Source organism: Arthrobacter sp. USHLN218 (genome assembly GCF_037144715.1).
Classification (GTDB): domain Bacteria; phylum Actinomycetota; class Actinomycetes; order Actinomycetales; family Micrococcaceae; genus Crystallibacter.
The window spans coordinates 257883-278321 of sequence record NZ_JBBCYT010000005.1; the positions used below are offsets into that span (position 1 = coordinate 257883).

Genomic DNA, 20439 nt, shown 5'->3' on the forward strand with positions numbered 1-20439 from the left:
ACGTAGCGGCCCATAGAAACCGTGAGCAGGGTGCGTCGTGGCCGCTTCCACCTCGCATCGCTGTCCACTCGGCACTCTTCACTCCTCCGTAGGCGTGTACAGGATCTCTCCGTCGCAGATTGTCAGGGCATGGTTTAGCCTGGCTTGGTGAACGCTTTCAGTGGGGGAGAGCCGGCAGAGTTGCTGGCAGAGGGGCTTTACGAGAGCCTGCAGACTGAGTCGTTGGCACGTCGGCTATCACTCATGACGGAGTACCAAACCAACGTGGTCGACGTCGGGCAAGACGACACTCCGGATGTTCTCGCTCGTTACATCGGAGCGGTTGCAAAGAAGGCCCTGGGGCAGGCCAAGCCCGAGGACCGTGTCTCCCTGGCGAATAAGCTGCTACTGGCCATCGCTCATACCGATGAAATTGCAGAGGGACCAAGACAGCTTCAGTCCCTTCACCCGGCAGACAAACTACGGCGCCGGAACTTGCGTCGACCGTCAACCGCACTTTCCGATTCAGCCCTGCTTACGAATGGCAAGGATGATCCGAGCCTTGCTGCGGAGCTCCGGGCAGAACTCGCCTCTGCTGACACCGTTGACCTTCTTTGTGCTTTCATCCGCTGGAACGGGATCAGGCTCCTTGAAAGCGCCTTGGATGAATTGCATGAACGAGGTGCCCGGTTTCGGGTCATAACGACAACGTATATGGGAGCCACAGAACGCCGTGCTGTCGACGAGCTAGTTCGACGATATGGCGCTGAGGTGCGGATCAATTACGAGACACAGGCTACGCGTCTCCATGCGAAGGCGTGGCTGTTCCAGCGCGATTCTGGTTTTAGTACCGGATACGTCGGGAGTTCGAACCTCAGCAGGTCGGCGCTCGTCGATGGACTGGAATGGAACGTTCGGCTGTCCGCGGTGACGACGCCGGAACTCCTCGACAAATTTCAAATCACCTTTGATAGCTATTGGGAGCAACGGGCCTTCGTGCCTTATGACCCGGATACTGATTGGGAGCGGCTGGACAAGGCCCTCGAGCGGAACGGCGGCACGACGGAAATTCAGCCGATGGGCGCCACGGGGTTGGAAGTACAGCCCCATCTGCATCAGATTGAGATGCTCGAAGAACTCGAAACGGCCCGCAACGTCCAGGGACATCATCGGAATCTGGTTGTGGCTGCAACGGGAACGGGCAAGACCGTGCTCGCGGCTCTGGACTACAAGCGTCTTTGCGGGGAGACGGGCCGGCCGCTCACGTTGCTTTTCGTGGCTCACCGCAAGGAAATACTAGTGCAGGCTTTAGGCACTTACCGAGCAGTGATGCAGAGCGGCACATTCGGGGAACTCTATGTTGGTCAAGAAAAGCCGAGCCAGTGGAAGCACGTCTTCGCCAGCGTGCAATCCTTGGCGGTCATGGGGCTGGATCGTCTCGAGCCAGGTCACTTCGACGTTGTCGTCATCGACGAGTTTCATCATGCGGAGGCGCCGACCTACCGGCGAATCCTGGATCGGCTTCGTCCCGTGGAATTGCTGGGCCTGACAGCGACGCCGGAACGAGGAGATGGCATCAACGTCGCTGACGAATTCTTTGATGGACGTGTCGCAACGGAACTCCGTCTGTGGGACGCATTGGACGCGGATCTGCTGGTGCCGTTCCATTATTTTGGACTTGCTGATGACGTGGACCTGAGCCAGGTCGAATGGAAGCGCGGCAAATATGACCTCGAGGCGCTCAGTGCTCTGTACACCGGCAATGACGCACGTGCTGCAAAAGTCATCAAGGAACTCCGGGATAAGGTTCTCAGCACCAACGAGATGAGGGCCCTCGGCTTCTGCGTCTCTATCCAGCACGCGCACTACATGGCACGCGTCTTCAATCAAGCAGGTATCCGCTCTGTAGCCCTTTCCGGTGCCACAGATAGCGACGAACGAAACGCGGCACTGGCGCGCCTACGGGGCAAAGAAATCAATTGCATATTCGCAGTGGATCTTTTCAATGAAGGGCTTGATGTGCCCGAAATCGACACGATCTTGCTCCTGCGTCCCACGCAGAGCTCGACGATTTTCCTGCAGCAACTGGGCCGGGGACTGCGACGGGCCGAAGACAAGGCTGTTCTGACTGTGCTGGATTTCATCGGCCAGCAGCGCCGCGAGTTCCGGTTTGATCCCAAATACCGTGCTTTAACCGGTACAAGTCGCGCGGGCCTGGCACGGCAAATTGAAGACGAATTTCCGCTGCTGCCATCTGGCTGCCAAATAATCCTGGACAGGGTGGCGCAGAAAACCGTCCTGGAGAACATCAAGGCACAACTTCGCTTTAACCGGAAGCAATTGGTCGTCGACGTGCGCTCCCACGCCGAAACAATGCTCGAAGACTACCTGACTGAATCCGGGCGGGAACTCTCGGAGGTGTACCGAAGGACAGGCGACTCCTGGACATCGCTCATCCGAGAAGCGGGATTGCTGGACGAGGCGCCATCGATCACTCGTCTTAGCGAAGGGTCCATCTTCGAGGAACAACTCATCCTCAAGAAGATGACCGCGCTCCTGCATGTGGACGATCCTGAGCGAGCCGAAGTCTACTCCGCTATCGCGGACCCCTACGGCCCGTCGTACGAGGATCTTAGTGATCGGGAAAAGGTACTCGCCAGAATGCTGTTTTTCACCCTCTGGCCGGATAAAGGCGGGTTTGAAAAATACGACGACGGTTTCCGCGCCTTGCGCAGCTATCCACAAGCATGCTCGGAAATTGGTCAGCTCATGAAGCTCGGCGTCAAGGCTGCAAGACACATGCCGCGAGGGCTGGGACAGGGTCTGCAACACGTACCCCTCTACTCACACGCCACGTATCGGCGTGAAGAAGTCCTGGCCGCCCTGGGGATAGCCAAGATAGAAGGCCGGGATGCCAAGCACCGTGAGGGTGTCGCATGGAGCGCTGAGACAGCGACAGATGCATTCTTCATAACGCTCCACAAGGATGAGGCAAAGCATTCTGCGACGACCATGTACCGCGATTATGCCCTCAGCGACGATCTGTTCCACTGGGAGTCGCAAAACAGCACTTCGGCTAACAGTGCGACGGGCCGACGCTATCTTGATCGACGAGGACACGGAACCCAGATCGTTCTCTTCACCAGGGAGCGGTCCAACGACGACGCGGGCATGACCATGGCATACACGTGCCTGGGCCAAGTCGATTACGTCCAGCATTCAGGCGAGAAACCGATCTCGATCACTTGGAAGCTTCAGCGCCCGATGCCTGCCGACGTCTACTCGGTTGCTTCCACCGCTGTCCGCTAAATGCTGCAATTGGGGCTGACACTAGAACGAGTGCTCCGGCAGGAGTCCCTCGCTTGACAGAATGGCCCCATGGCGAGGCCTTTTACTCTGATCCAGCTGCGGTACTTCGCGGTGGTGGCGGAGACGGAGAACATGACGGCGGCGGCGCAGCGGCTGCGGATTACGCAGTCGGCGCTGTCGAATGCGATCTCGCAGCTGGAGCAGGAGCTGGAGGTGCAGCTGTTCATCCGGTTGCCGCAGCGGGGGTTGAAGCTGAGTCCGGCAGGGCGGGAGTTCGCGAAGGAGCTGCCGGCGTTCCTGGAGCATGCGGATTCGCTGTACGAGTCGGCACGGGGTTTGTCGGAGAACCTGACGGGTGAGCTGACGGTGGGGCTGTTCGCGCCGCTGGCTCCGTTCCGGGCGCCGGTGATCCTGCAGGCGTTCGAGCAGCAATACCCGGATGTGCGGGTGTCCTTCCTGGAGGGCGATCAGGAGTTCCTGCGCCGGTCGCTGTTCGAGGGGCGCTGCGAAGTGTCGTTGATGTACACGCTGGGGTTGCTGGACGGGGTGAGCACCCAGCTGGTGGAGCGGGTGCCGCCGCACGTGCTGGTGCACGAGGGCCATCCGCTGGCTGCCAACCCTGACCGGGAAGTGGCGCTGCGGGACCTCCAGGAAGAGCCGATGATCCTGCTCGATCTGCCGCACACCCGGGAGTACTACCTGCAGCTGTTCCAGATCGCGGGCATCACGCCGAATATCCGGCACCGGGTGACGGGTTATGAGACCGTGCGTTCCTTCGTGGCCCGCGGGCACGGCTACTCGGTGCTGAACCAGCGGCTGCACCACAACCTGACGTACTCGGGCGGAAAGGTGGTGCCGCTGCGGCTCGTGGACGAGCTGCCGGGGATCGAAGTCGTCATTGCCCGGCCCGCGGGGCTCCGGCCGACCAGGCGGGCCCTGGCCTTCGAGGCAATCTGCAAGAAGCTCTACGGCGCGGACCGGTAGGGGAGATGACTGCCCAAGTCGGACGCCGCCGTCGTTCTTCGAATAGAAGGAATCGATGGCGACCGCAGAAATTATCAATTGGACAGCTGTGAGCGCAGTCACAGAGACTGGGGTGCATTCCCGAAGGGCCGGGCCGGCGGTGATGATGTTCCCCTGAAGATGCGGGGGAGGAGCCGCGGTTCGGCCAACGCAACCAGGAGGAACTGCATTGCGACAGAACCTGCCATGTTTCCGTTCGATTTCCGGAGGACCCGCTGAGCCGGGTTCGGCCCGAAACTTTTCCCGCCCGAACGCTTTACACCGTCGTAACGCCGGGCAACTGAACCGCAATTCCGCCTCCGTAGGTTGGCAGTCATGACGACCAACGAGACCCAGACGCGGCACGGAGCCGCCAGCGCCACGGCGTTCGCACAGTCCAACAAGACCTCCGGCATGCAGAAGCGCGTGCTCGCCGGCGGCAGCGTTGGCCAGTTCATCGAGTTCTACGACTTCGCGCTCTACGGCCTCTCCGCCGTGACGCTCTCGCAGCTGTTCTTCCCGAGCGAGAATGCGCTGGTCGGGCTGTTGGCCACGTTCGCGACGTTCGGCGTCGCGTTCATCGCGCGGCCGATCGGCGGCCTGTTCTTCGGGCAGCTGGGCGACAAGCTCGGCCGGCGCAAGGTCCTCTACATCACGCTGGTGACGATCGGCGGGGCGACGGCGGCGATCGGCCTGCTGCCGCCGTACGCGGCGATCGGTGCGCTGGCGCCGGCGCTGCTGGTGCTGTGCCGGCTGCTGCAGGGCTTCTCGGCCGGCGGCGAATCGGTGGGCGCGCCGGCCTTCGTGTTCGAGCATGCTCCCGTGCACCGCCGCGGCTTCTGGCTCAACATCACGCTGGCCGCGACCGCGCTGCCGTCCGTGGTGGCGGGCGCGATGATCCTGATCCTCAGCCAGAGCATGTCCGACGAGGCGTTCTTCGCCTGGGGCTGGCGGATTCCGTTCCTGCTGGCGCTGCCGCTGTCCCTGTTCGGCGTGTGGATCCGCTCCAAGACGGAGGAGTCCGAGGCGTTCAAGCAGGTGGCGGCGAAGGCCGACCAGAAGGAGTACAGCCCGATCCGCGACGCCTTCCGCGAGAACAAGGTGCGGATGCTGCAGGTCATCTTCGTGATGGGCATGACCGCGATGGGCTTCTACTTCCTGACCGGCTACTTCGTCGGCTACGTGCAGACCACGGGCAACCTGAGCCGCGAGGCGTCCCTGCTGGCCAACGCGGTGGCGATGCTGACCTACGCGCTGCTGCTGCCGATCGGCGGGATCATCGGCGACAAGGTGGGCCGCAAGCCGATGCTGATTGCCGGCTCGGCCGCGATCGCGCTGCTGGCGTTCCCGTGCTTCATGCTGGTGACCAGCGGCTCGCTGGGCCTGGCGATGCTGGGACAGCTGCTCTTCGTGGTGCCGCTCTGCATCTACGGCGGCGGCTGCTACACCTTCTTCGTCGAGATCTTCAGCACCAAGACCCGCTTCACCTCGGCCGCGGTCAGCTACAACGTGGGCTACGCGCTCTTCGGCGGCACCGCCCCGTTCATCGGCACGGCGCTGGTCAACGCCACCGGCGTCTCCTACTCGCCGGCGTACTGGCTCTGCAGCGCGGCGGTGGTCGTGTTCCTGCTGCTGACGCTGACCAAGGTGCCGGAGACCCGCGGCCGTTTGGGCTAGAGGAGGACGACGGCGGGAGCCCGCCTTCCGCCGTCGTCCCTCCTCTACCTTTCTTGCTACTTTCGCCGGCCGCTGCTGCAGGCCCCGCACCATACTGAGAACCAGGAGTACTTCGCCATGTCCGCTGACGCCTTCCTGAAGGATTTCCACCATGTCGCCACGATCGGCGCCACGCCCAACAACGGCGTGGACCGGCAGGCGGCCACCGAGGAGGACCGCCGGACCCGCGACTGGTTCGCCGGGTTCGCCGACGAGCGCGGCTGGGAGGTCCGGGTGGACGCGATCGGCAACATGTTCGCGCTGCTCGAGTTCCGGCCCGGCGCGAAATACGTGGTGGTCGGCTCGCACCTGGACAGCCAGCCGCTGGGCGGGCGGTTCGACGGGGCGTACGGCGTGCTGGCCGGGCTGCACGCGGCGGCGCGGATCGAGGAGCAGGTGCGCGCCGGCGGGGAGCTGCCGCCGTTCAACCTGGCGGTGGTCAACTGGTTCAACGAGGAGGGCGGGCGGTTCGCGCCTTCCATCATGGGCAGTTCGGTGTTCGCCGGGATCATGGACCGGGAGAAGATGCTGGAGGTGCGGGACCTGCAGAGCGTGTCCGTGCGGGAGGCGCTCGCGGGGATCGGGTACCTGGGCTCCGACGCCGGGCCGGAGCCGGTGAGCTACGCGGAAATCCACATCGAGCAGGGCCGCATCCTGGAGCGCGAGGGGCTGGCTCTCGGTGCGGTGGAATCGAGCTGGTACACGCAGAAGCTGGACATCGAGGTCCTCGGCGAGCAGTCCCACACGGGGGCGACGGCGATGGCCGACCGGCACGATGCGCTGGTGGCGGCGTCGAAGATCGTGCTGATGGTGCACGACGTGACCGGCGACTTCGAGGAGGAGGCGCTGGTGTCCTCGGTGGGGCAGCTGACGCTGGAGCCGAACTCGCCGATCGTGGTGCCGCGGCGGGTGCACCTGGTGGCGGACTTACGGTCTAACTTGCAGTCGATTGTGGAGGCCGCGCGGGAGTCGCTGCTGCGCGACATCGCCGCGCTGGCCGAGGAGCACGACATCCGGATCAACGTGAAGGACTTCGACATTCGCGCCAACCAGTACTACCCGGAGTCCGGCGTGGAGCTGACCGAGAAGGTCGCCGCCGAGCTGGGGCTGGGCGTGCGGCGGATGCAGACGATGGCCGGGCACGACTCGGTGGCGATGAACCGGATTGTGCCGTCGGTGATGATGTTCATTCCGTCGGTGGACGGGGTCAGCCACTGCGAGCGGGAGTTCAGCACGGACGAGGACATGGTGGCCGGCGTGGAGGCGCTGACCGCGGTGGCACGCGAGCTGGTGTTCGGGGCGCTGGTAGAGGAGGCGAAGTGACGAAGCTGCACTACCTGTCCGCGATCGAGGCGCTGCGGCTGTTCCGCTCGCGCGAGCTGTCGCCCGTTGAGCTGCTGGAGGCCGTGGCGGACCGCGCGGCGGAGGTCAACGGGACGGTCAACGCGTTCACGGAGCAGCTGCAGGACGAGGCCATGGCCGCGGCCCGTGCTGCCGAGCGGCGCTATCAGGCGGGGGATTACGACGACGGGGCGCCGTTGCTCGGGCTGCCGGTCGCGACGAAGGAGAAGCACGCGATCGCGGGCCGTTCGCTGAGCCAGGGGCTGCTGGCCTGCGCGGGCGACGTCGCCGCCGTCGATCACCCGGTGGTGGAGCGGATCCAGGCCGCCGGCGGAATCATTCACGCGCGGACCACGTCGCCCGAGTTCAGCTGCGCGACCGTCACGCACAGCCCGATGTGGGGCGTCACCCGGAACCCGTGGAATCCCGACTATTCGCCCGGCGGCTCGTCGGGCGGGGCCGGGGCCGCGCTCGCCGCCGGCATGACTACCCTGGCCACCGCCTCGGACATTGCGGGATCGACCCGGCTTCCGGCGTCGTTCACGGGAAACGTCGGCTACAAGGCGCCGTACGGGCGGATCCCGGGGATGCCGCCGCTCAGCGCCGACTGGTACCGCGGCGACGGGCCGATGGCGCGGACCGTGGCGGACACGGCGCTGCTGGCCAACGTGATGGCCGGCCCGCACGCGCTGGACCACACGTCGGTCGGCCCGGCGGCGGCGCTGCCGCTGGAGTACGACGGCGTCGAGGGGATGCGCATCGCCCTGTGCATCCGGCTGGGCGACTACCCGGTGATGCCCGACGTCGACGCCAACACGCGTTCCGTGGCCGCCGCGCTCGAGGCGGCCGGCGCCGTCGTCGAGGAGATCGAGCTGCCGTGGACAAGCCGCGGGATCAGCGAGACCATCTTCACGCACTTCGGCCACATCCTCGGCCCGGCGATGGAGGCCGCCACCGCCGGCAGCGAGGACCGGCTCGCCGCCTACACCCGCCGGTTCATGGCCGACGCCCGCGCCGCTGCCTCGCGGCATACGCTGCTCGAGGGGCTGACGGCCGAGGCCCGGATCCAGGCGCAGCTCGCCGAGGCCATGGCCGGCTTCGACGCGCTCATCTGCCCGGCCTCCGCCGTGTCCGCGCTCAAGGCCGACGAGGACTACCTGGACGGGATCGACGTCGGGGGAGTGAGGCTGGAGCACTACTGGGAGGCGCACATGACCGCGCCCTTCAACATCAACAACCGATGCCCGGTGCTCGCCGTGCCCAGCGGCCTGGCCGACGTCGGCATCCCCACCGGCGTGCAGATCGTCGGGCACCCCTTCGACGACCACACCGTCTTCCGCATCGGCGCCGCCGTCGAGCAGACCAAGCCCTGGGCGGACATGGCCCCGCCGCTGTAGTTCCAGCCCGGCCTGGACGTGTTCCAGCCGGGCGGGCGCCTCTGGCTGAAAAGGATTGGCCGGAAACGACCCTTTTAGGCGTTCTAACCAGGTCATTTCAGGCCAATCGTTCGAACAGGCGGGGCTGAGGCCCGGGGTCTGGGGAGGCGGGTGTCAGGCGGGCGGGGTTTGAACAGGCGGAGCTGAGGCCCGGGGCCACCTCGGCGGACGCGCCCGGGCCGGCGGGTTCGGCAGGATTCGGAATTTGTTGGCCTGAAACGGCCCTTTTAGGCGCCCTATCGAGCTGTAAACGAGCCTTTTCGGGCCAATCGTTTGGGCAGGAGGGTCAGGCTTGGGCCAGGGCCTGCTGGGCTTCGGCGGGGTCGACGAGTTGTTCTGCGATGAGCCAGGTGATGGCGTGGTTGCGCATGCGCTTCTGGTGGAAGGTGTACCAGTCGTCGCGGACCTTGGGGTAGTGGTAGACGGCGTCTTTAAACCGGCGGTAGGGCCGCTTCCCTTCGATGGCGTGGAGTAGGGCGGCGCGGACCTGCTCGTCGTCGAGGGTGGCGATGAAGTCACGCATGTCGCGGTAGCCGCGCTGGGTGTCGTCGGGCGGGATAGGGACGGCCCCGTGGCCGTCGAGGTCCCAGCCGGGGAGGGAGTTGCCGGCGTCGTCGCTGGTCATTTCGACCTGACCGGTACTCGGATCGAGCCACCACTGGGCTTCGAAGGTGTCGCTGATTTCCATGGCCGTAATCAGCATGTCCATGTCGACGGCGTCGATGCTGAGCATGGGTGCCTCCAGGGGCGGCGTCAGGTCGGGGATGTCTTAAGCGTAGTCCTGCAGGGCCGATCCGGCACCGGCCCGCACAGCTTCCGCTTCTGCCGGTAGCGTGGCAGGCAGGTGGCAGAGGCTCGACTGTTGCCGCCACGCAGGAGAGGGAGTGCGGCGCGCCTTGGCGACGTCCGCCGTCGTTGTTTTACCTGTGCGCAGCGCCACTATTGCTGTGCTATCTTAGTCCAGATAAATCTGATTTATTGTCGGCTAGGCCACTCGAAATCAGATGTGAAGATGCGTCTGAGGAGTTTCCCATGGCAGATCAGAACCTGCCCCCGATTGTCGTTATGGGCGTGCAAGGATCCGGGAAGTCGACGGCCGGCCGGGCCATCGGCGCACACCTGGGCCTGCCTTTCATCGACGGCGACGACCTGCACCCGCTGGCCAACAAGCAGAAGATGGCCGCCGGGAACCCGCTGACCGACGAGGACCGCGAGCCGTGGCTGGCCATCATCGGCCGCAGCCTGGCCGAGGGGCTCGAGCACGGGGAGGCGCGGGTGATCGCCTGTTCCGCGCTGAAGCGGCGCTACCGGGACCTGATCCGCACCTTCGCGCCGACGGTCCGCTTTGTCCACCTCGCCGGTGAGCAGGACCTGATCGCCGACCGGCTCACCGGGCGCAACCACGAGTACATGCCGCCGGCGCTGCTGGACTCGCAGTTCCAGACTCTGGAGCCGCTAGAAGCCGACGAGGCCGGCATCGTCCTTGACATCACGCTTTCCCCCCAAGACATCGCCGAGGCCGTGGCCGACGCGCTCGCCGTCGGCCGCTAAGCCGCCGGCAGTTCCCCCACCCCTGATAGGACAAAGATGACCGACCTCGAACTCAACTGGACGTTGAGTACGCCGGCCCTGCTGGGCATCGCCGCCGCGGCGATCGCGGCGCTGCTGGTGCTGATTATCCGCTTCCGCGTGCACGCGTTCCTCGCGCTGATCCTGGTCAGCCTGCTGACTGCCGTCGCCACAGGCATCGGTGCCGCCGACATCGTGCCGACGCTGCTGCTCGGCTTCGGCACGACCCTTGGCAGCGTGGCGCTGCTCGTGGGCCTCGGAGCCATGCTGGGGCGCATGCTGGAAGTTTCCGGCGGTGCCGACGTGCTGACCAACGCGCTGATCCGACGCTTCGGCGAAAAGCGCGCGCCGCTGGCGCTGTCCGTGGCGTCGCTGCTGTTCGGTTTCCCGATCTTCTTCGACGCCGGCCTGGTGGTCATGCTGCCGATCATCTTCACGGTCGCCCGCCGGCTCGGCGGCTCGCTGCTGCTCTACGCGTTCCCGGCCGCGACCGCGTTCTCCGTCATGCACATCTTCGTGCCGCCGCACCCGGGCCCGGTCGCCGCGACCGGTCTGCTCGGCGCCGACGTCGGACTGGTGCTGGTCCTCGGCCTGATCGTCGCGCTGCCGACCTGGTACATCGTCGGCTACCTGTTCGGTACGTTCCTGGGCCGCAAGTTCAACATTGCCGTGCCGGACATCCTGGACGCTCCGCAGGGCTCGGCCGAGTCCGAGTTCAAGTCCTCGCCCAAGCTGGGCACCATCGTCTTCCTTCTGCTGCTGCCGCTGGTGCTGATCTTCATGAACACCGGCCTGAACATGCTGGCCACCGCGGGCGCCGTCTCGCTGGACGACACCTGGGTCCAGGTCCTGCGCACGCTCGGCGAGACCCCGGTGGCGCTGCTGATCACCGTCTTCATGGCGATGTGGATGCTCGGCCACCGCCAGGGCAAGCCGCACAGCCTCACCGAAACCGTGGTGGACAGCGCGCTCGGCCCGGTCTGCTCGATCATCCTGATCACCGGCGCCGGCGGCATGTTCGGCGGCGTGCTGCGCGCCAGCGGCATCGGCAACGCCCTTGCCGAATCGCTGGACGCCATCGGCCTGCCGGTCATCATTGCGGGCTTCGTGATCGCCGCGATCGTCCGCGTCGCCCAGGGTTCCGCAACCGTTGCGCTCACCACGGCCGCCGCGCTGGTCCAGCCGGTGGTGGCGGGCAACCCCAGCTACAACCCGGTGGAGATCGCCGCGATCGTGCTGGCGCTGGCCGCCGGCTCGGTGTTCGCGGGCCACGTGAACGACTCCGGCTTCTGGCTGGTCAGCCGCTTCTTCGGCATGGACACCAAGACCACGCTGAAGACGTGGACCGTGGGCCAGGCGCTCATCGCCGTGGTCGGCTTCGTCATCGCGCTGGGCATCTTCCTGATCGCCACATCCATCTAGCACCTTGAGCACCTCTAACACCGGGAGCGGGGACGGCGCCGTCGTCCCCGCTCCGCAAGGAACCACCATGCCTGTGAACATGTTCGACATCTCCGGCCGCGTCGCCCTGGTGACCGGCTCCAGCCGCGGAATCGGCAACGCGATCGCCCGGGGCCTGGCCGCCGCGGGCGCCACCGTTGTGCTCAACGGGCTGGACCCGGTCCGGCTGGAGGGCGCACGCGCGAAGCTGGCCGCGGAGTTCGGCGAGGAGCGGATCTTCGCCAAGGGCTTCGACGTCACCGATGCGGAGGCCACGGCCGACGGCGTTGCCTGGGTCGAGCGCGAAGTCGGACCGCTGCGGATCCTCGTCAACAACGCGGGTGTCCAGCACCGCGTGCCGATGCTGGACCTGGACGTGGCGGACTGGGAGCGGGTGCTGCGCACCAACCTGACCAGCGCGTTCCTGGTCGGGCGCGAGGCCGCGCGGCACATGATTCCGCGCGGCGAGGGCAAGATCATCAACATCGCCTCGGTGCAGACGGACCTGGCCCGGCCGACCATCGCGCCGTACACCGCGTCCAAGGGCGGCATCCGCAACCTGACCCGGGCGATGACGGCCGAATGGGCCGCCTCCGGCCTGCAGATCAACGCGATCGCGCCGGGCTACATCCACACCGAGATGACGCAGAACCTGGTCGACGACGAGGCGTTCAACAACTGGATCCTCGGCCGCACGCCGGCGCACCGCTGGGGCACGGTCGAGGACATCATCGGCCCGGCCCTGTGGCTGGCCTCGGACGCCGCCAACTTCGTCAACGGGCAGGTCGTCTTTATCGACGGCGGCATGACCACCGTTGTCTGAGCCCGTTTTGTCCGACCCGCTTGCCTGAACCTGCAGAACCACAAGGAGCCCTCGAGATGACCGAACTTCCCACCCAGGCCCTGGGCGTCGTCGCGCACGGCGCGGGCGACCTGCGCGTCGAGTCCTTCGAACGGCCCGAACCGAAGCCGGACGAGGCCGTCGTCGAGATCGTCTACGGCGGGATCTGCGGCTCCGACCTGCACTACTGGCAGCACGGCGCCGCGGGGGAGTCCATCCTCAAGGCGCCGATGCTGCTGGGCCACGAGGTCGTCGGGCGGGTTGCCGCCGCGGCCGCGGACGGCAGCGGACCCGAGGCGGGCACCGCCGTCGCCGTCCATCCGGCGACGCCGGGCGCGGGCGACGGCGCGCGCTACCCGGAGGACCGGCCCAACCTGTCCCCGGGCTGCACTTACCTGGGCAGCGCCGCGCGCTTCCCGCACACCGAGGGCGCGTTTGCCCGCTACATCAACCTGCCCGCGCGGATGCTGCGCGAACTGCCGGCCGGGCTGCCGCTGCGCCGCGCGGCGCTGGTGGAGCCGGCCAGCGTCGCCTGGCATGCCGTCTCGCGGGCCGGCGACGTTGCGGGGAAGCGGGTCCTCGTGATCGGCGCCGGGCCGATCGGCGCGCTTATCGTCGCCGTCCTGCGGACGCGTGGCGCCGCGGAGATCATCGCCGTCGATATGCACGACAAGCCGCTGGAGATCGCCCGCGAGGTCGGCGCCACCCGCACGCTGCAGGCCGCGGACGCCGAGGCGATTGCCGCCGTCGACGCCGATGTCTGCTTCGAGTCCTCCGGCAATTACCGCGGCCTGGCCTCGGCCGTCCGCGGCGCGACCCGCGGCGGCCGCGTGGTCATGGTCGGCCTGCTGCCCTCCGGCGAACAGCCCGCACTGGTCTCGCTGACAATCACCCGCGAGCTGGAGCTGGTCGGCTCGTTCCGGTTCAATGACGAGATCGACGACGTGATCGCGGCGCTGGCCGACGGCACGCTGCAGGCGGATCCGGTGATCACGCACGAGTACGACGCCGACGATGCCCTCGAGGCCTTCGGGATGGCGCGCGACTCGGCCAGCAGCGGCAAGGTGCTGCTGCGCTTCGGCGACGCGGAGTAACCGGGGCGGATGCTCCGGCGCGGCGGCGTCACCAGCCGCCGCGCGTCGGCGTGTGCCCCTTGCGGGCGTCGTCGGGCATGGCCATCTCGGCCCGCAGGCCCAGCAGCCGGATCGGGCGGCCGGCTTCGATGGCGGTTGCCAGGCCCAGAGCCCGCGCGAGGATCTCGTCCCGGTCGAAGGTCTCGGGGATCTTCTTCGCGTGGGTCTTGGTGAAGAACGGGGCGTAGCGGACCTTGAGGGTCAGCCCGACCACGGGCCGGCCCTCGGCCACTACGTGCTCGAGGACATGGGCCGTCAGCTCCCGCACTGCCTCTTCCACCTGGGCGGGCTCGGTCAGGTCGCGCTGGAAGGTGGTCTCCCGGCTGTGTCCGCGGGCCACCCAGGGGGTGTCGTCCACGACGCTGGCGCCGTCTCCGCGTCCGAGCTCCGCGTACCAGGGACCCATCCTCGGGCCGAACTCCGGGACCAGGTCCTGGGGGTCGGCCGCGGCGAGTTCGGCGACGGTGTTGATGCCCAGTTTGGCCAGCCGGCCCGACACCTTGCTTCCGACGCCCCACAGGTCCTTGGTGGGCCGGGCCCCCATGACATCGAGCCAGTTCGCGGACGTCAGGCGGAAGACGCCGGCGGGCTTGCCGAAACCGGTGGCGACCTTGGCCCGCACCAGGGTGTCGCCGATGCCCACGCTGCAATGCAGCCGCGTCCGCTCCAGGACGGCTGACTGTATCTGCCGGGCGTAGGCCTCCGGGTCCTCCGTCTGGGTCCCGACGAACGCCTCGTCCCAGCCGAGTACCTGAACGGTGGCGCCGGGCTGCTCGCGCAGGGTGGCCATCACCGTTTCGGAGGCCGCGAGGTAGGCCTCGTGGTCGACGGGCAGGATCACCGCGTCCGGCACCTTGCGGGCCGCGATCCGCAGGGGCATTCCGGAGCCCACGCCGAACGCGCGGGCTTCGTAGGACGCGGTCGACACCACGGCCCGTTCCGTGGGATCGCCCCGGCCGCCGACGATGACCGGCTTGCCCGCGAGTTCCGGCCGCCGGAGCACCTCGACGGCCGCGATGAACTGGTCGAGGTCGACGTGCAGCACCCACGGGATTCCGCTCACGCGATTAGTCTGCCGCAAACTCCTTCGGCAGGCACCGCCCTCGGCAGGGTTCGATGCACGTGGGGTGCAGTTTTCAGCTGAAGACGCGAGGCTCGTCCCGCCACACGCTCTCGACCTCGGCCACGGTCCGCCGCATGATCTTGTCCATCGCCTCGCGCGCCGCCTCGGGCTGCCCGCTCTGGATGGCGTTGGCGACGTCGACGTGCAGCTGCAGCGCCTCCTCGTGCGGGTGGGTGGGCATCAGGCCGTAGTCGGTCCGGCCGCGCAGCACCTCGGCGATCATCGACTCCATCTGCGCGAACATCTCGTTGCCGGAGGCGGCGAGGACCAGCGCATGGAAATGGATGTCGAGTTCCAGGAAGCCCTGCAGGTCCCCGGCCCGGCCCAGCTTGCGCATCCTGGCGGCGACCGCGAGCAGTTCCGCCGCGAGGTCCTCGGGGGAGTGCTGCGCCGCCAGCTCCGCCGCGGCCGGTTCGACGGCGGCGCGCAGCTCGGTCAGCGACCGCAGCTGCGCGCCCTTGCCCGCGTCGGCCAGCCGCCAGCGGATCACCGAGGGGTCGAAGACGTTCCAGCGTTCCCGCGGCAGCACGCGGATGCCCACGCGCTTGACCGTCTCCACCAGCCCCAGCGACTGCAGCACCCGCACCGCCTCGCGGGCCACCGAGCGCGAGACACCGAGCTCCTCTTCCAGCCGCTCCGAGAACATGGTGGCTCCGGGCGCGAGCTCTCCGGAGACGATCCGCTGGCCCAGCGTCTCGATGACCAGGCTATGCAGCCGCGAACTCATGCCGTCCCCCGGGTAAATGTCACCCGCTCATTCTATGTGGGCGGCACCTCCCGCCGGCCGTGCCGGCCACCTGATGACGCCGCGGCCTGGCCGGTACGACGGCGGCGGGCCAGTCATCCGGTGTGCGTCACCCTTTCGGACAGCGCGCCTCGATCCACGCGATGACCGGCATGACCGTCTCGTCCGAGTTGGATTCGAAGATCAGGCCATGGCCGTTGCCCTCGATGCCGTGTTCCTTCAGAGGCAGCAGCTCGGCGTCGGCCCCGGCGGCCTGCAGGAAGGAAACGACGCCCGGTTCGAAGGCGGCGAAGGGCGAGGCGCTTCCCACGACGACGGCCACCGGCTTGCCCTCCAGGCCGGGAATGGCGAGGGCGTCCGGATCCGCCGCCCGCGCTTCCTCGGCGGTGGCGAACTGCTGCCGGTATCCGATCGGGGCGGAGGTCAGCCCCCACGAGAGCGTGCCCATGCCTGGCAGCTCAGCGAAGGGCGGGCCGACGGGCTCGACCGCGGCGATACCCTTGACCAAGTCCGGCCGGGCGTCGGCCGCCAGCCAGCCGGCCGGACCGCCGGCGGAATGCGTGACCAGCACGGCCGGCCCGATGAAGTCGAGCAGCGCGGCGAGGCGGTCCGCATCCATCACCTGCGATTCGGCGAGGTCGGCCGGCAGCGGCCCCATGGACGCCGTCAGCTGGTCCAGGTGCCAGGAACCGACTTCCCGGTCGTAGCCCCACTGGGTCTGCGCGCCGGCCGCGTCCTCGGGCAGGAACAGCCCGCCGGCGGCCTCGTACGGGAAGGCGCCGCCCATCGGCCCGACGACGTCCGGGTGGTACGGCGAGCGGCCGTGCGCGGGACGGTCCACGACGTAGACGGCGAAGCCTGCCTCGACGAACCGCTGCGCCCAGCCCGGCCGTCCGTCCGGCGTCCCGGTCCAGTCCGTGCCCTGGCCGCCGCCGCCGTGCACCAGCACCAGCGGGTAGGGCTGCGTGATGGTTTCGGGTGCCTCCCACGTGACGAACATGGGCCCGCGCTGGACGGTGCCTCCCGGCGTCGTCACTCTGTCCCCGGGCACCCAGAACTGTCCGCGGCGCGAGGTGACCAAAGGCGTATCGGTGAGGTGGGGTGCGGTGGTCATTCAGGACTCCTTCGTGGTGAGCGCGCGCAGCAGGCGGCGCATGCGGATGACGGCATCGTCGTTGATGTGGTGTTCGGGGTCGTCATAGGTGGTGAGTTCGACGGCGGCGCCCGCCTTGGAGAGGGCGACGGCGGTGGCTTCGATCCGCGACAGCGGCACCCAGGCGTCCTCGGCGGCGGAGGCCAAAAGGACGGGTACGGCGTCGAGCCCTCCCTCTTCCGGCCAGCCGTGTTCCTGCGGACCGAGATAGCCGCCGGTGTGCAGGATGGCCGCGGCGTAGCGGTCCTGGTGGCGCAGCAGGTACTCGGAGAGCAGGCAGGCGCCCTGCGAAAAGCCGAGCAGCACTGTCCGCTCCGGGCCGAAGCCCTGGGCACGCAGCCGGCCGAGATGGGCACCGATGGCTTCCAGCGCGTTGTCGAGGTGCGGCTGGTTGTCTTCGAGCGGCTGCATGAAACCGCCGGGATACCAGGTGCCGCCGGCCGCCGCAGGCATCAGGTAGCCGAGGCCGGGCCGTCCGATCCGGTCCGCCAGGTCCTGCATGAAGGCGGGGGACTGGCCGCGGCCGTGGACCGCGAGGACGGCGAGGCCGGCATGATCCAGCACGGCGCCGTGGAACACCGGATCCTGCTCGAGGTGCGGGTTGGGCGTCATGAGAGGGCCGAATGGTCGCCGAGGTGGTGCCAGGTGCGGTTGTGGTAGACCAGCGGGCGCGACTGCCCGGCGGCGCGGGCCTGGTCGTCGGGCACCTTGGCCTGCAGGACCTGGACGGCGACCACGGTCGAATCGCCGGCCTCCATCTGGTTCACGATCTTCCCGCGCAGCCACGCGTTCGCCGAGGGAAGGACCGGCTCGCCGGTGACCAGCCGGGTCCAGCTGCCGGCGTCCGCGAAGCGGTCGATCCCGCTGGTGGAGAACGTCTTCGCCAGCTCCAGCTGGTCCGCGCCCAGCAAGTGCACGACGACGGTTTCCGCCCTCTTCAGGGCCGGCGCCGAGGAGGAGTGCCCGGAGAGCGAGAAGACGAGCAGCGGGGGATTGGCGGAGACGGAGAAGACCGAGGTGGCGGTGAGGCCGACGGGGCCGTCCCCGGGATCCGCGGTCACGATGGAGACGCCGGCCGGGTGGTTGCGGAAGGCCGCCTTGAAGTCATCCGCGGCGAGCAGCTGGTCGAAGTGCGCGGCCGGGCGGTCCGCGGCCTGGGTGGAAGTGCTGGGCATGGGGAGCTCCTGGAGGTCGGAGGAGATGGTCGAAGGCGTGCCGGCCGAAGGCGCCGGCCGGCACGCCGCGGCGGAGTGCCTACTGGTCCTTCAGCTCGAGGAAGACCCACTGGGCGTTGGGCGCCAGCCCGGCCAGGTGGCGGCCGCAGTTCTGCAGGACCACCGGGCCGGAGGTGACGTGCTGGGTGCCGGCGTGCATGTCGCGGAAGAAGCGCTGCAGGTCGCCCGTACGCAGCGCGGCGGTGGCCGCCCACTTGTACACGGTCATGACGACGTCGTGCGCGGACCAGGTGGTGTTGTTCAGCGTCAGCCGGGTCAGGGTTTCCTGCTCGGTGGAGAGCAGCTCGCCCCTGTCCAAGGTCGCCTCGTTGTCCGCCCAGGTTTCCATGACCAGGGCCCGCGCCGAGCGGAGCTTGGCTTCGGCCTGCGCGAAGGCCGCGTGGAACTGGTCGGTGTCCACGGTGGCGCCGGGTGCACCCGACTTCTTGCGGGCGAGGTCCTTCATTTCGTCCAGCACGCGGCGGGCGACGCCGAGCGCCCAGCCGGTGTGGCAGATGCCGGACATGTTGGCCAGACCCAGGTGGTAGATCGCCCCGCCGTTCAGGGAATCCATGGTGGACACCTCGTAGACGTAGCTCTCCGGCACGAATAGGTCCTCGATCACGTAGTCGATCGAGCCGGTGGCCCTCAGGCCCATGACGTCCCAGTTGTCGATGAGGGTCGCCTGCTCCTTGGGCAGCGTGAAGACGAGCGCCTGCCCGGTCTCCTCGCAGAAGGCGGCGGTGTGGATGTGCGTGGCCTGGTACATGCCCGAGGCAAAGGACCATGACCCGGAAAGCCGGTAGCCGCCGTCGGCCTTTACCGCCTTGCCCAGGCGCGTGCCCTGGCCGGCGATGAGCGCGTACTCGTCCCCGTTGGGGAACAGCTCGGCGGTGGCTTCTTCGGGCAGCCAGGCGGCGGTGGTGCCAGTGATCATCTGCAGGGCCATGAAGACCCAGCCGGCGGACGCATCGGCGTAGGAAATCTTCTCGATGGCCTGGATGACCTGCCGGGGCGAGAATTCGTAGCCGCCCAGGCCGCGGGGGATGCCGACCTTGTAGGCACCGGATTCCCTCAGCGCGGCTTCCACCTCCGGGGTGAGGCGGCCGCCGGCTTCGTTCGCGTCGGCGTTTGCCTTCAGCAGCGGCGTGATGGCGTCGAGGCGCTTCATGAGGGCATCGAACTCGTCGCTGACATGCAGACGGGACGTGGCGAGGGTCTGTTCAGTCATGATGTTCTCCTTGGTCCGAAGGTGGCCTAGACGTCGATGTGCTCGAGCTGTTCGAAGATTTCCGCCCGGCGGTGCTCGAACTGCTCCGGCAGCTGGAACGCGCTGCCCAGTTCCTGCGGGGACTCGTCGCAGGTCCAGCCGCCGTCCTCGTGGGTGACGGCCAGTTCGAAGAGGGCGCCGCCCGGGGTGCGGACGTAGACGGATTTGAAGTACTTACGGTCCTTGAGCTCGGAGATGTCGGTGTAGCCGGCGCCCTCGATCCCGAACTTGACCTCGTCCTGGTTCTTGAGCGTGTCCAGGTTCCAGGCGAAGTGGTGGTAGGTACCGGCGCCGTAGTGCCAGGTGCCCTGGTCCTCGCCGATGTTCGCGGTCAGTTCGACGTGGTTGCCGTACTTGGCGTTGCCGACCTGGAACCGGGCGAGGTCACCGTCCTCGGAGAGGTTGCCCTGGGAGAAGAAGGTGTCATTGGCGAAGTCGACCATGCGCTCCGGGGTGGTGACGTGGATGCCGACGCCGTGGATGCCGTGGATGGCGTGCTCGGCCGGGACGCCGTTGCCGGAGAAGCCTTCGCGCTCGTCGCCGACGGTGGGCACAAAGACGTATTCGATGCCCGAGGGGTGGCGGAAGGCCAGGCGCCGCTGGTCGAACCGCTCGATGTTCTCGACCTCGACCCTGTGCTCGGTCAGCCGCTTCTGCCAGAAATCCAGCGAGCCTTCGGGCACGGAGAGCAGGACTTCGCGCGCCTGGTTCGTGCCGCGCTTGCCGCGCAGACCGGCCTGGGCCCACGGGAAGGTGGTGACGACCGACGAGGGATCCCCGTTGGCATTGGAGTAGTACAGGTGGTAGATCGGCTTGGAGCCGTCGAAGAGGACGGTGCGCTTGATGAAGCGCATGCCCAGCGTCTTGACGTGGAAGTCCACGTCCTCCTGCGCGCCCCCAACGGAGAGCGTCACGTGGTGCGAGCCTTCGATGTAAGCCATAGTTGTCTCCTTTGACATGGTCTGGACCCGGGTCTTGCCGACGGGCTTGGCACTCACCGTAGTTGTGATCGGCGCCACTGGAATCACGGGGGAGTGAGCTGCAATGTCGAATGCGTGCAGCGTTGGCCGGGCACCGGCGATGGGTCGATCAGGGGAAAGGAAGCAGGCTTGGAAGGGCGGCGCAAGACTGTAAGGCCGGGCGTCCTCGGCAGGGCGAATGGAGGCAG

17 protein-coding genes are annotated in these 20439 nt (G+C 67.4%); 9 read left to right on the forward strand and 8 right to left on the reverse strand.

The genetic code is table 11. The annotated features are described in order from the left end of the window. Positions 1–183: 183 nt before the first annotated feature. From WFH44_RS13570 to WFH44_RS13590, 5 genes are all read left to right on the forward strand, one after another. Positions 184–3288: a DUF3427 domain-containing protein gene (locus tag WFH44_RS13570; RefSeq protein WP_336714558.1), complete on the forward strand. Its 3105-nt coding sequence runs from the start codon at positions 184–186 to the stop codon at positions 3286–3288. 69 nt (positions 3289–3357) lie between these two features. Next, positions 3358–4272: a LysR family transcriptional regulator gene (locus WFH44_RS13575; RefSeq protein WP_336714422.1), complete on the forward strand. Its 915-nt coding sequence runs from the start codon at positions 3358–3360 to the stop codon at positions 4270–4272. Positions 4273–4626: 354 nt separating this feature from the next. Then, positions 4627–5967: an MFS transporter gene (locus WFH44_RS13580; RefSeq protein WP_336714423.1), complete on the forward strand. Its 1341-nt coding sequence runs from the start codon at positions 4627–4629 to the stop codon at positions 5965–5967. Positions 5968–6084: 117 nt separating this feature from the next. Continuing rightward, complete coding sequence (locus tag WFH44_RS13585) at positions 6085–7329, forward strand: M20 family metallo-hydrolase (RefSeq protein WP_336714424.1); 1245 nt, start codon at positions 6085–6087, stop codon at positions 7327–7329. Continuing rightward, positions 7326–8744, forward strand: coding sequence for an amidase (locus WFH44_RS13590; RefSeq protein ID WP_336714425.1), 1419 nt, complete (start codon positions 7326–7328; stop codon positions 8742–8744). Before WFH44_RS13585 ends, WFH44_RS13590 begins: the two co-directional genes overlap by 4 nt. Positions 8745–9069: 325 nt before the next feature. Here WFH44_RS13590 and WFH44_RS13595 read toward each other — a convergent pair whose 3' ends face one another. Then, complete coding sequence (locus WFH44_RS13595; RefSeq protein WP_336714426.1) at positions 9070–9516, reverse strand: UPF0158 family protein; 447 nt, start codon at positions 9514–9516, stop codon at positions 9070–9072. A 299-nt stretch (positions 9517–9815) separates the two neighbouring features. Between WFH44_RS13595 and WFH44_RS13600 the strand changes: the two genes are divergently transcribed. From WFH44_RS13600 to WFH44_RS13615, 4 genes are all read left to right on the forward strand, one after another. Then, positions 9816–10334: a gluconokinase gene (locus WFH44_RS13600; protein WP_336714428.1), complete on the forward strand. Its 519-nt coding sequence runs from the start codon at positions 9816–9818 to the stop codon at positions 10332–10334. 36 nt (positions 10335–10370) lie between these two features. Continuing rightward, entirely contained in the window at positions 10371–11774 is a 1404-nt protein-coding gene (locus WFH44_RS13605) for a GntP family permease (protein ID WP_336714430.1), read from the forward strand. A 67-nt stretch (positions 11775–11841) separates the two neighbouring features. Then, positions 11842–12615: an SDR family oxidoreductase gene (locus WFH44_RS13610; RefSeq protein ID WP_336714432.1), complete on the forward strand. Its 774-nt coding sequence runs from the start codon at positions 11842–11844 to the stop codon at positions 12613–12615. 56 nt (positions 12616–12671) lie between these two features. Then, entirely contained in the window at positions 12672–13727 is a 1056-nt protein-coding gene (locus WFH44_RS13615) for an L-idonate 5-dehydrogenase (RefSeq protein WP_336714433.1), read from the forward strand. Between the two features lie 28 nt (positions 13728–13755). On the opposite strand, the gene WFH44_RS13620 is transcribed toward WFH44_RS13615, so the two are convergent. The 7 genes from WFH44_RS13620 to WFH44_RS13650 form a co-directional block, all read right to left on the reverse strand. Next, positions 13756–14829 carry a DNA polymerase IV gene (locus WFH44_RS13620; RefSeq protein ID WP_442892910.1) on the reverse strand — a complete coding sequence of 358 codons (1074 nt, stop codon included), beginning with the start codon at positions 14827–14829 and terminating at the stop codon, positions 13756–13758. A 73-nt stretch (positions 14830–14902) separates the two neighbouring features. After that, positions 14903–15616 carry a FadR/GntR family transcriptional regulator gene (locus WFH44_RS13625; RefSeq protein ID WP_336714434.1) on the reverse strand — a complete coding sequence of 238 codons (714 nt, stop codon included), beginning with the start codon at positions 15614–15616 and terminating at the stop codon, positions 14903–14905. Between the two features lie 127 nt (positions 15617–15743). Next, complete coding sequence (locus WFH44_RS13630; protein WP_336714435.1) at positions 15744–16748, reverse strand: alpha/beta fold hydrolase; 1005 nt, start codon at positions 16746–16748, stop codon at positions 15744–15746. After that, on the reverse strand, positions 16749–17399 hold the full coding sequence (locus WFH44_RS13635; protein WP_336714436.1) for an alpha/beta hydrolase: 651 nt from the start codon (positions 17397–17399) through the stop codon (positions 16749–16751). Next, positions 17396–17962, reverse strand: a complete 567-nt coding sequence (locus WFH44_RS13640) for a flavin reductase family protein (protein WP_336714438.1) — start codon at positions 17960–17962, stop codon at positions 17396–17398. Before WFH44_RS13640 ends, WFH44_RS13635 begins: the two co-directional genes overlap by 4 nt. Positions 17963–18041: 79 nt before the next feature. Next, complete coding sequence (locus tag WFH44_RS13645; protein ID WP_336714440.1) at positions 18042–19232, reverse strand: acyl-CoA dehydrogenase family protein; 1191 nt, start codon at positions 19230–19232, stop codon at positions 18042–18044. Positions 19233–19258: 26 nt separating this feature from the next. Next, positions 19259–20212, reverse strand: coding sequence for a ring-cleaving dioxygenase (locus WFH44_RS13650; protein WP_336714442.1), 954 nt, complete (start codon positions 20210–20212; stop codon positions 19259–19261). Positions 20213–20439: the final 227 nt, after the last annotated feature.

Excerpts from the sequence above, each read along its gene's own strand:
- WFH44_RS13575 (WP_336714422.1), top strand. The coding sequence starts at position 3,358 with ATGGCGAGGCCTTTTACTCTGATCCAGCTGCGGTACTTCGCGGTGGTG.
- WFH44_RS13635 (WP_336714436.1), bottom strand. The coding sequence starts at position 17,399 with ATGACGCCCAACCCGCACCTCGAGCAGGATCCGGTGTTCCACGGCGCC.
- WFH44_RS13630 (WP_336714435.1), bottom strand. The coding sequence starts at position 16,748 with ATGACCACCGCACCCCACCTCACCGATACGCCTTTGGTCACCTCGCGC.
- WFH44_RS13600 (WP_336714428.1), top strand. The coding sequence starts at position 9,816 with ATGGCAGATCAGAACCTGCCCCCGATTGTCGTTATGGGCGTGCAAGGA.
- WFH44_RS13585 (WP_336714424.1), top strand. The coding sequence starts at position 6,085 with ATGTCCGCTGACGCCTTCCTGAAGGATTTCCACCATGTCGCCACGATC.
- WFH44_RS13645 (WP_336714440.1), bottom strand. The coding sequence starts at position 19,232 with ATGACTGAACAGACCCTCGCCACGTCCCGTCTGCATGTCAGCGACGAG.
- WFH44_RS13650 (WP_336714442.1), bottom strand. The coding sequence starts at position 20,212 with ATGGCTTACATCGAAGGCTCGCACCACGTGACGCTCTCCGTTGGGGGC.
- WFH44_RS13605 (WP_336714430.1), top strand. The coding sequence starts at position 10,371 with ATGACCGACCTCGAACTCAACTGGACGTTGAGTACGCCGGCCCTGCTG.
- WFH44_RS13625 (WP_336714434.1), bottom strand. The coding sequence starts at position 15,616 with ATGAGTTCGCGGCTGCATAGCCTGGTCATCGAGACGCTGGGCCAGCGG.
- WFH44_RS13640 (WP_336714438.1), bottom strand. The coding sequence starts at position 17,962 with ATGCCCAGCACTTCCACCCAGGCCGCGGACCGCCCGGCCGCGCACTTC.
- WFH44_RS13580 (WP_336714423.1), top strand. The coding sequence starts at position 4,627 with ATGACGACCAACGAGACCCAGACGCGGCACGGAGCCGCCAGCGCCACG.
- WFH44_RS13595 (WP_336714426.1), bottom strand. The coding sequence starts at position 9,516 with ATGCTCAGCATCGACGCCGTCGACATGGACATGCTGATTACGGCCATG.
- WFH44_RS13615 (WP_336714433.1), top strand. The coding sequence starts at position 12,672 with ATGACCGAACTTCCCACCCAGGCCCTGGGCGTCGTCGCGCACGGCGCG.
- WFH44_RS13610 (WP_336714432.1), top strand. The coding sequence starts at position 11,842 with ATGCCTGTGAACATGTTCGACATCTCCGGCCGCGTCGCCCTGGTGACC.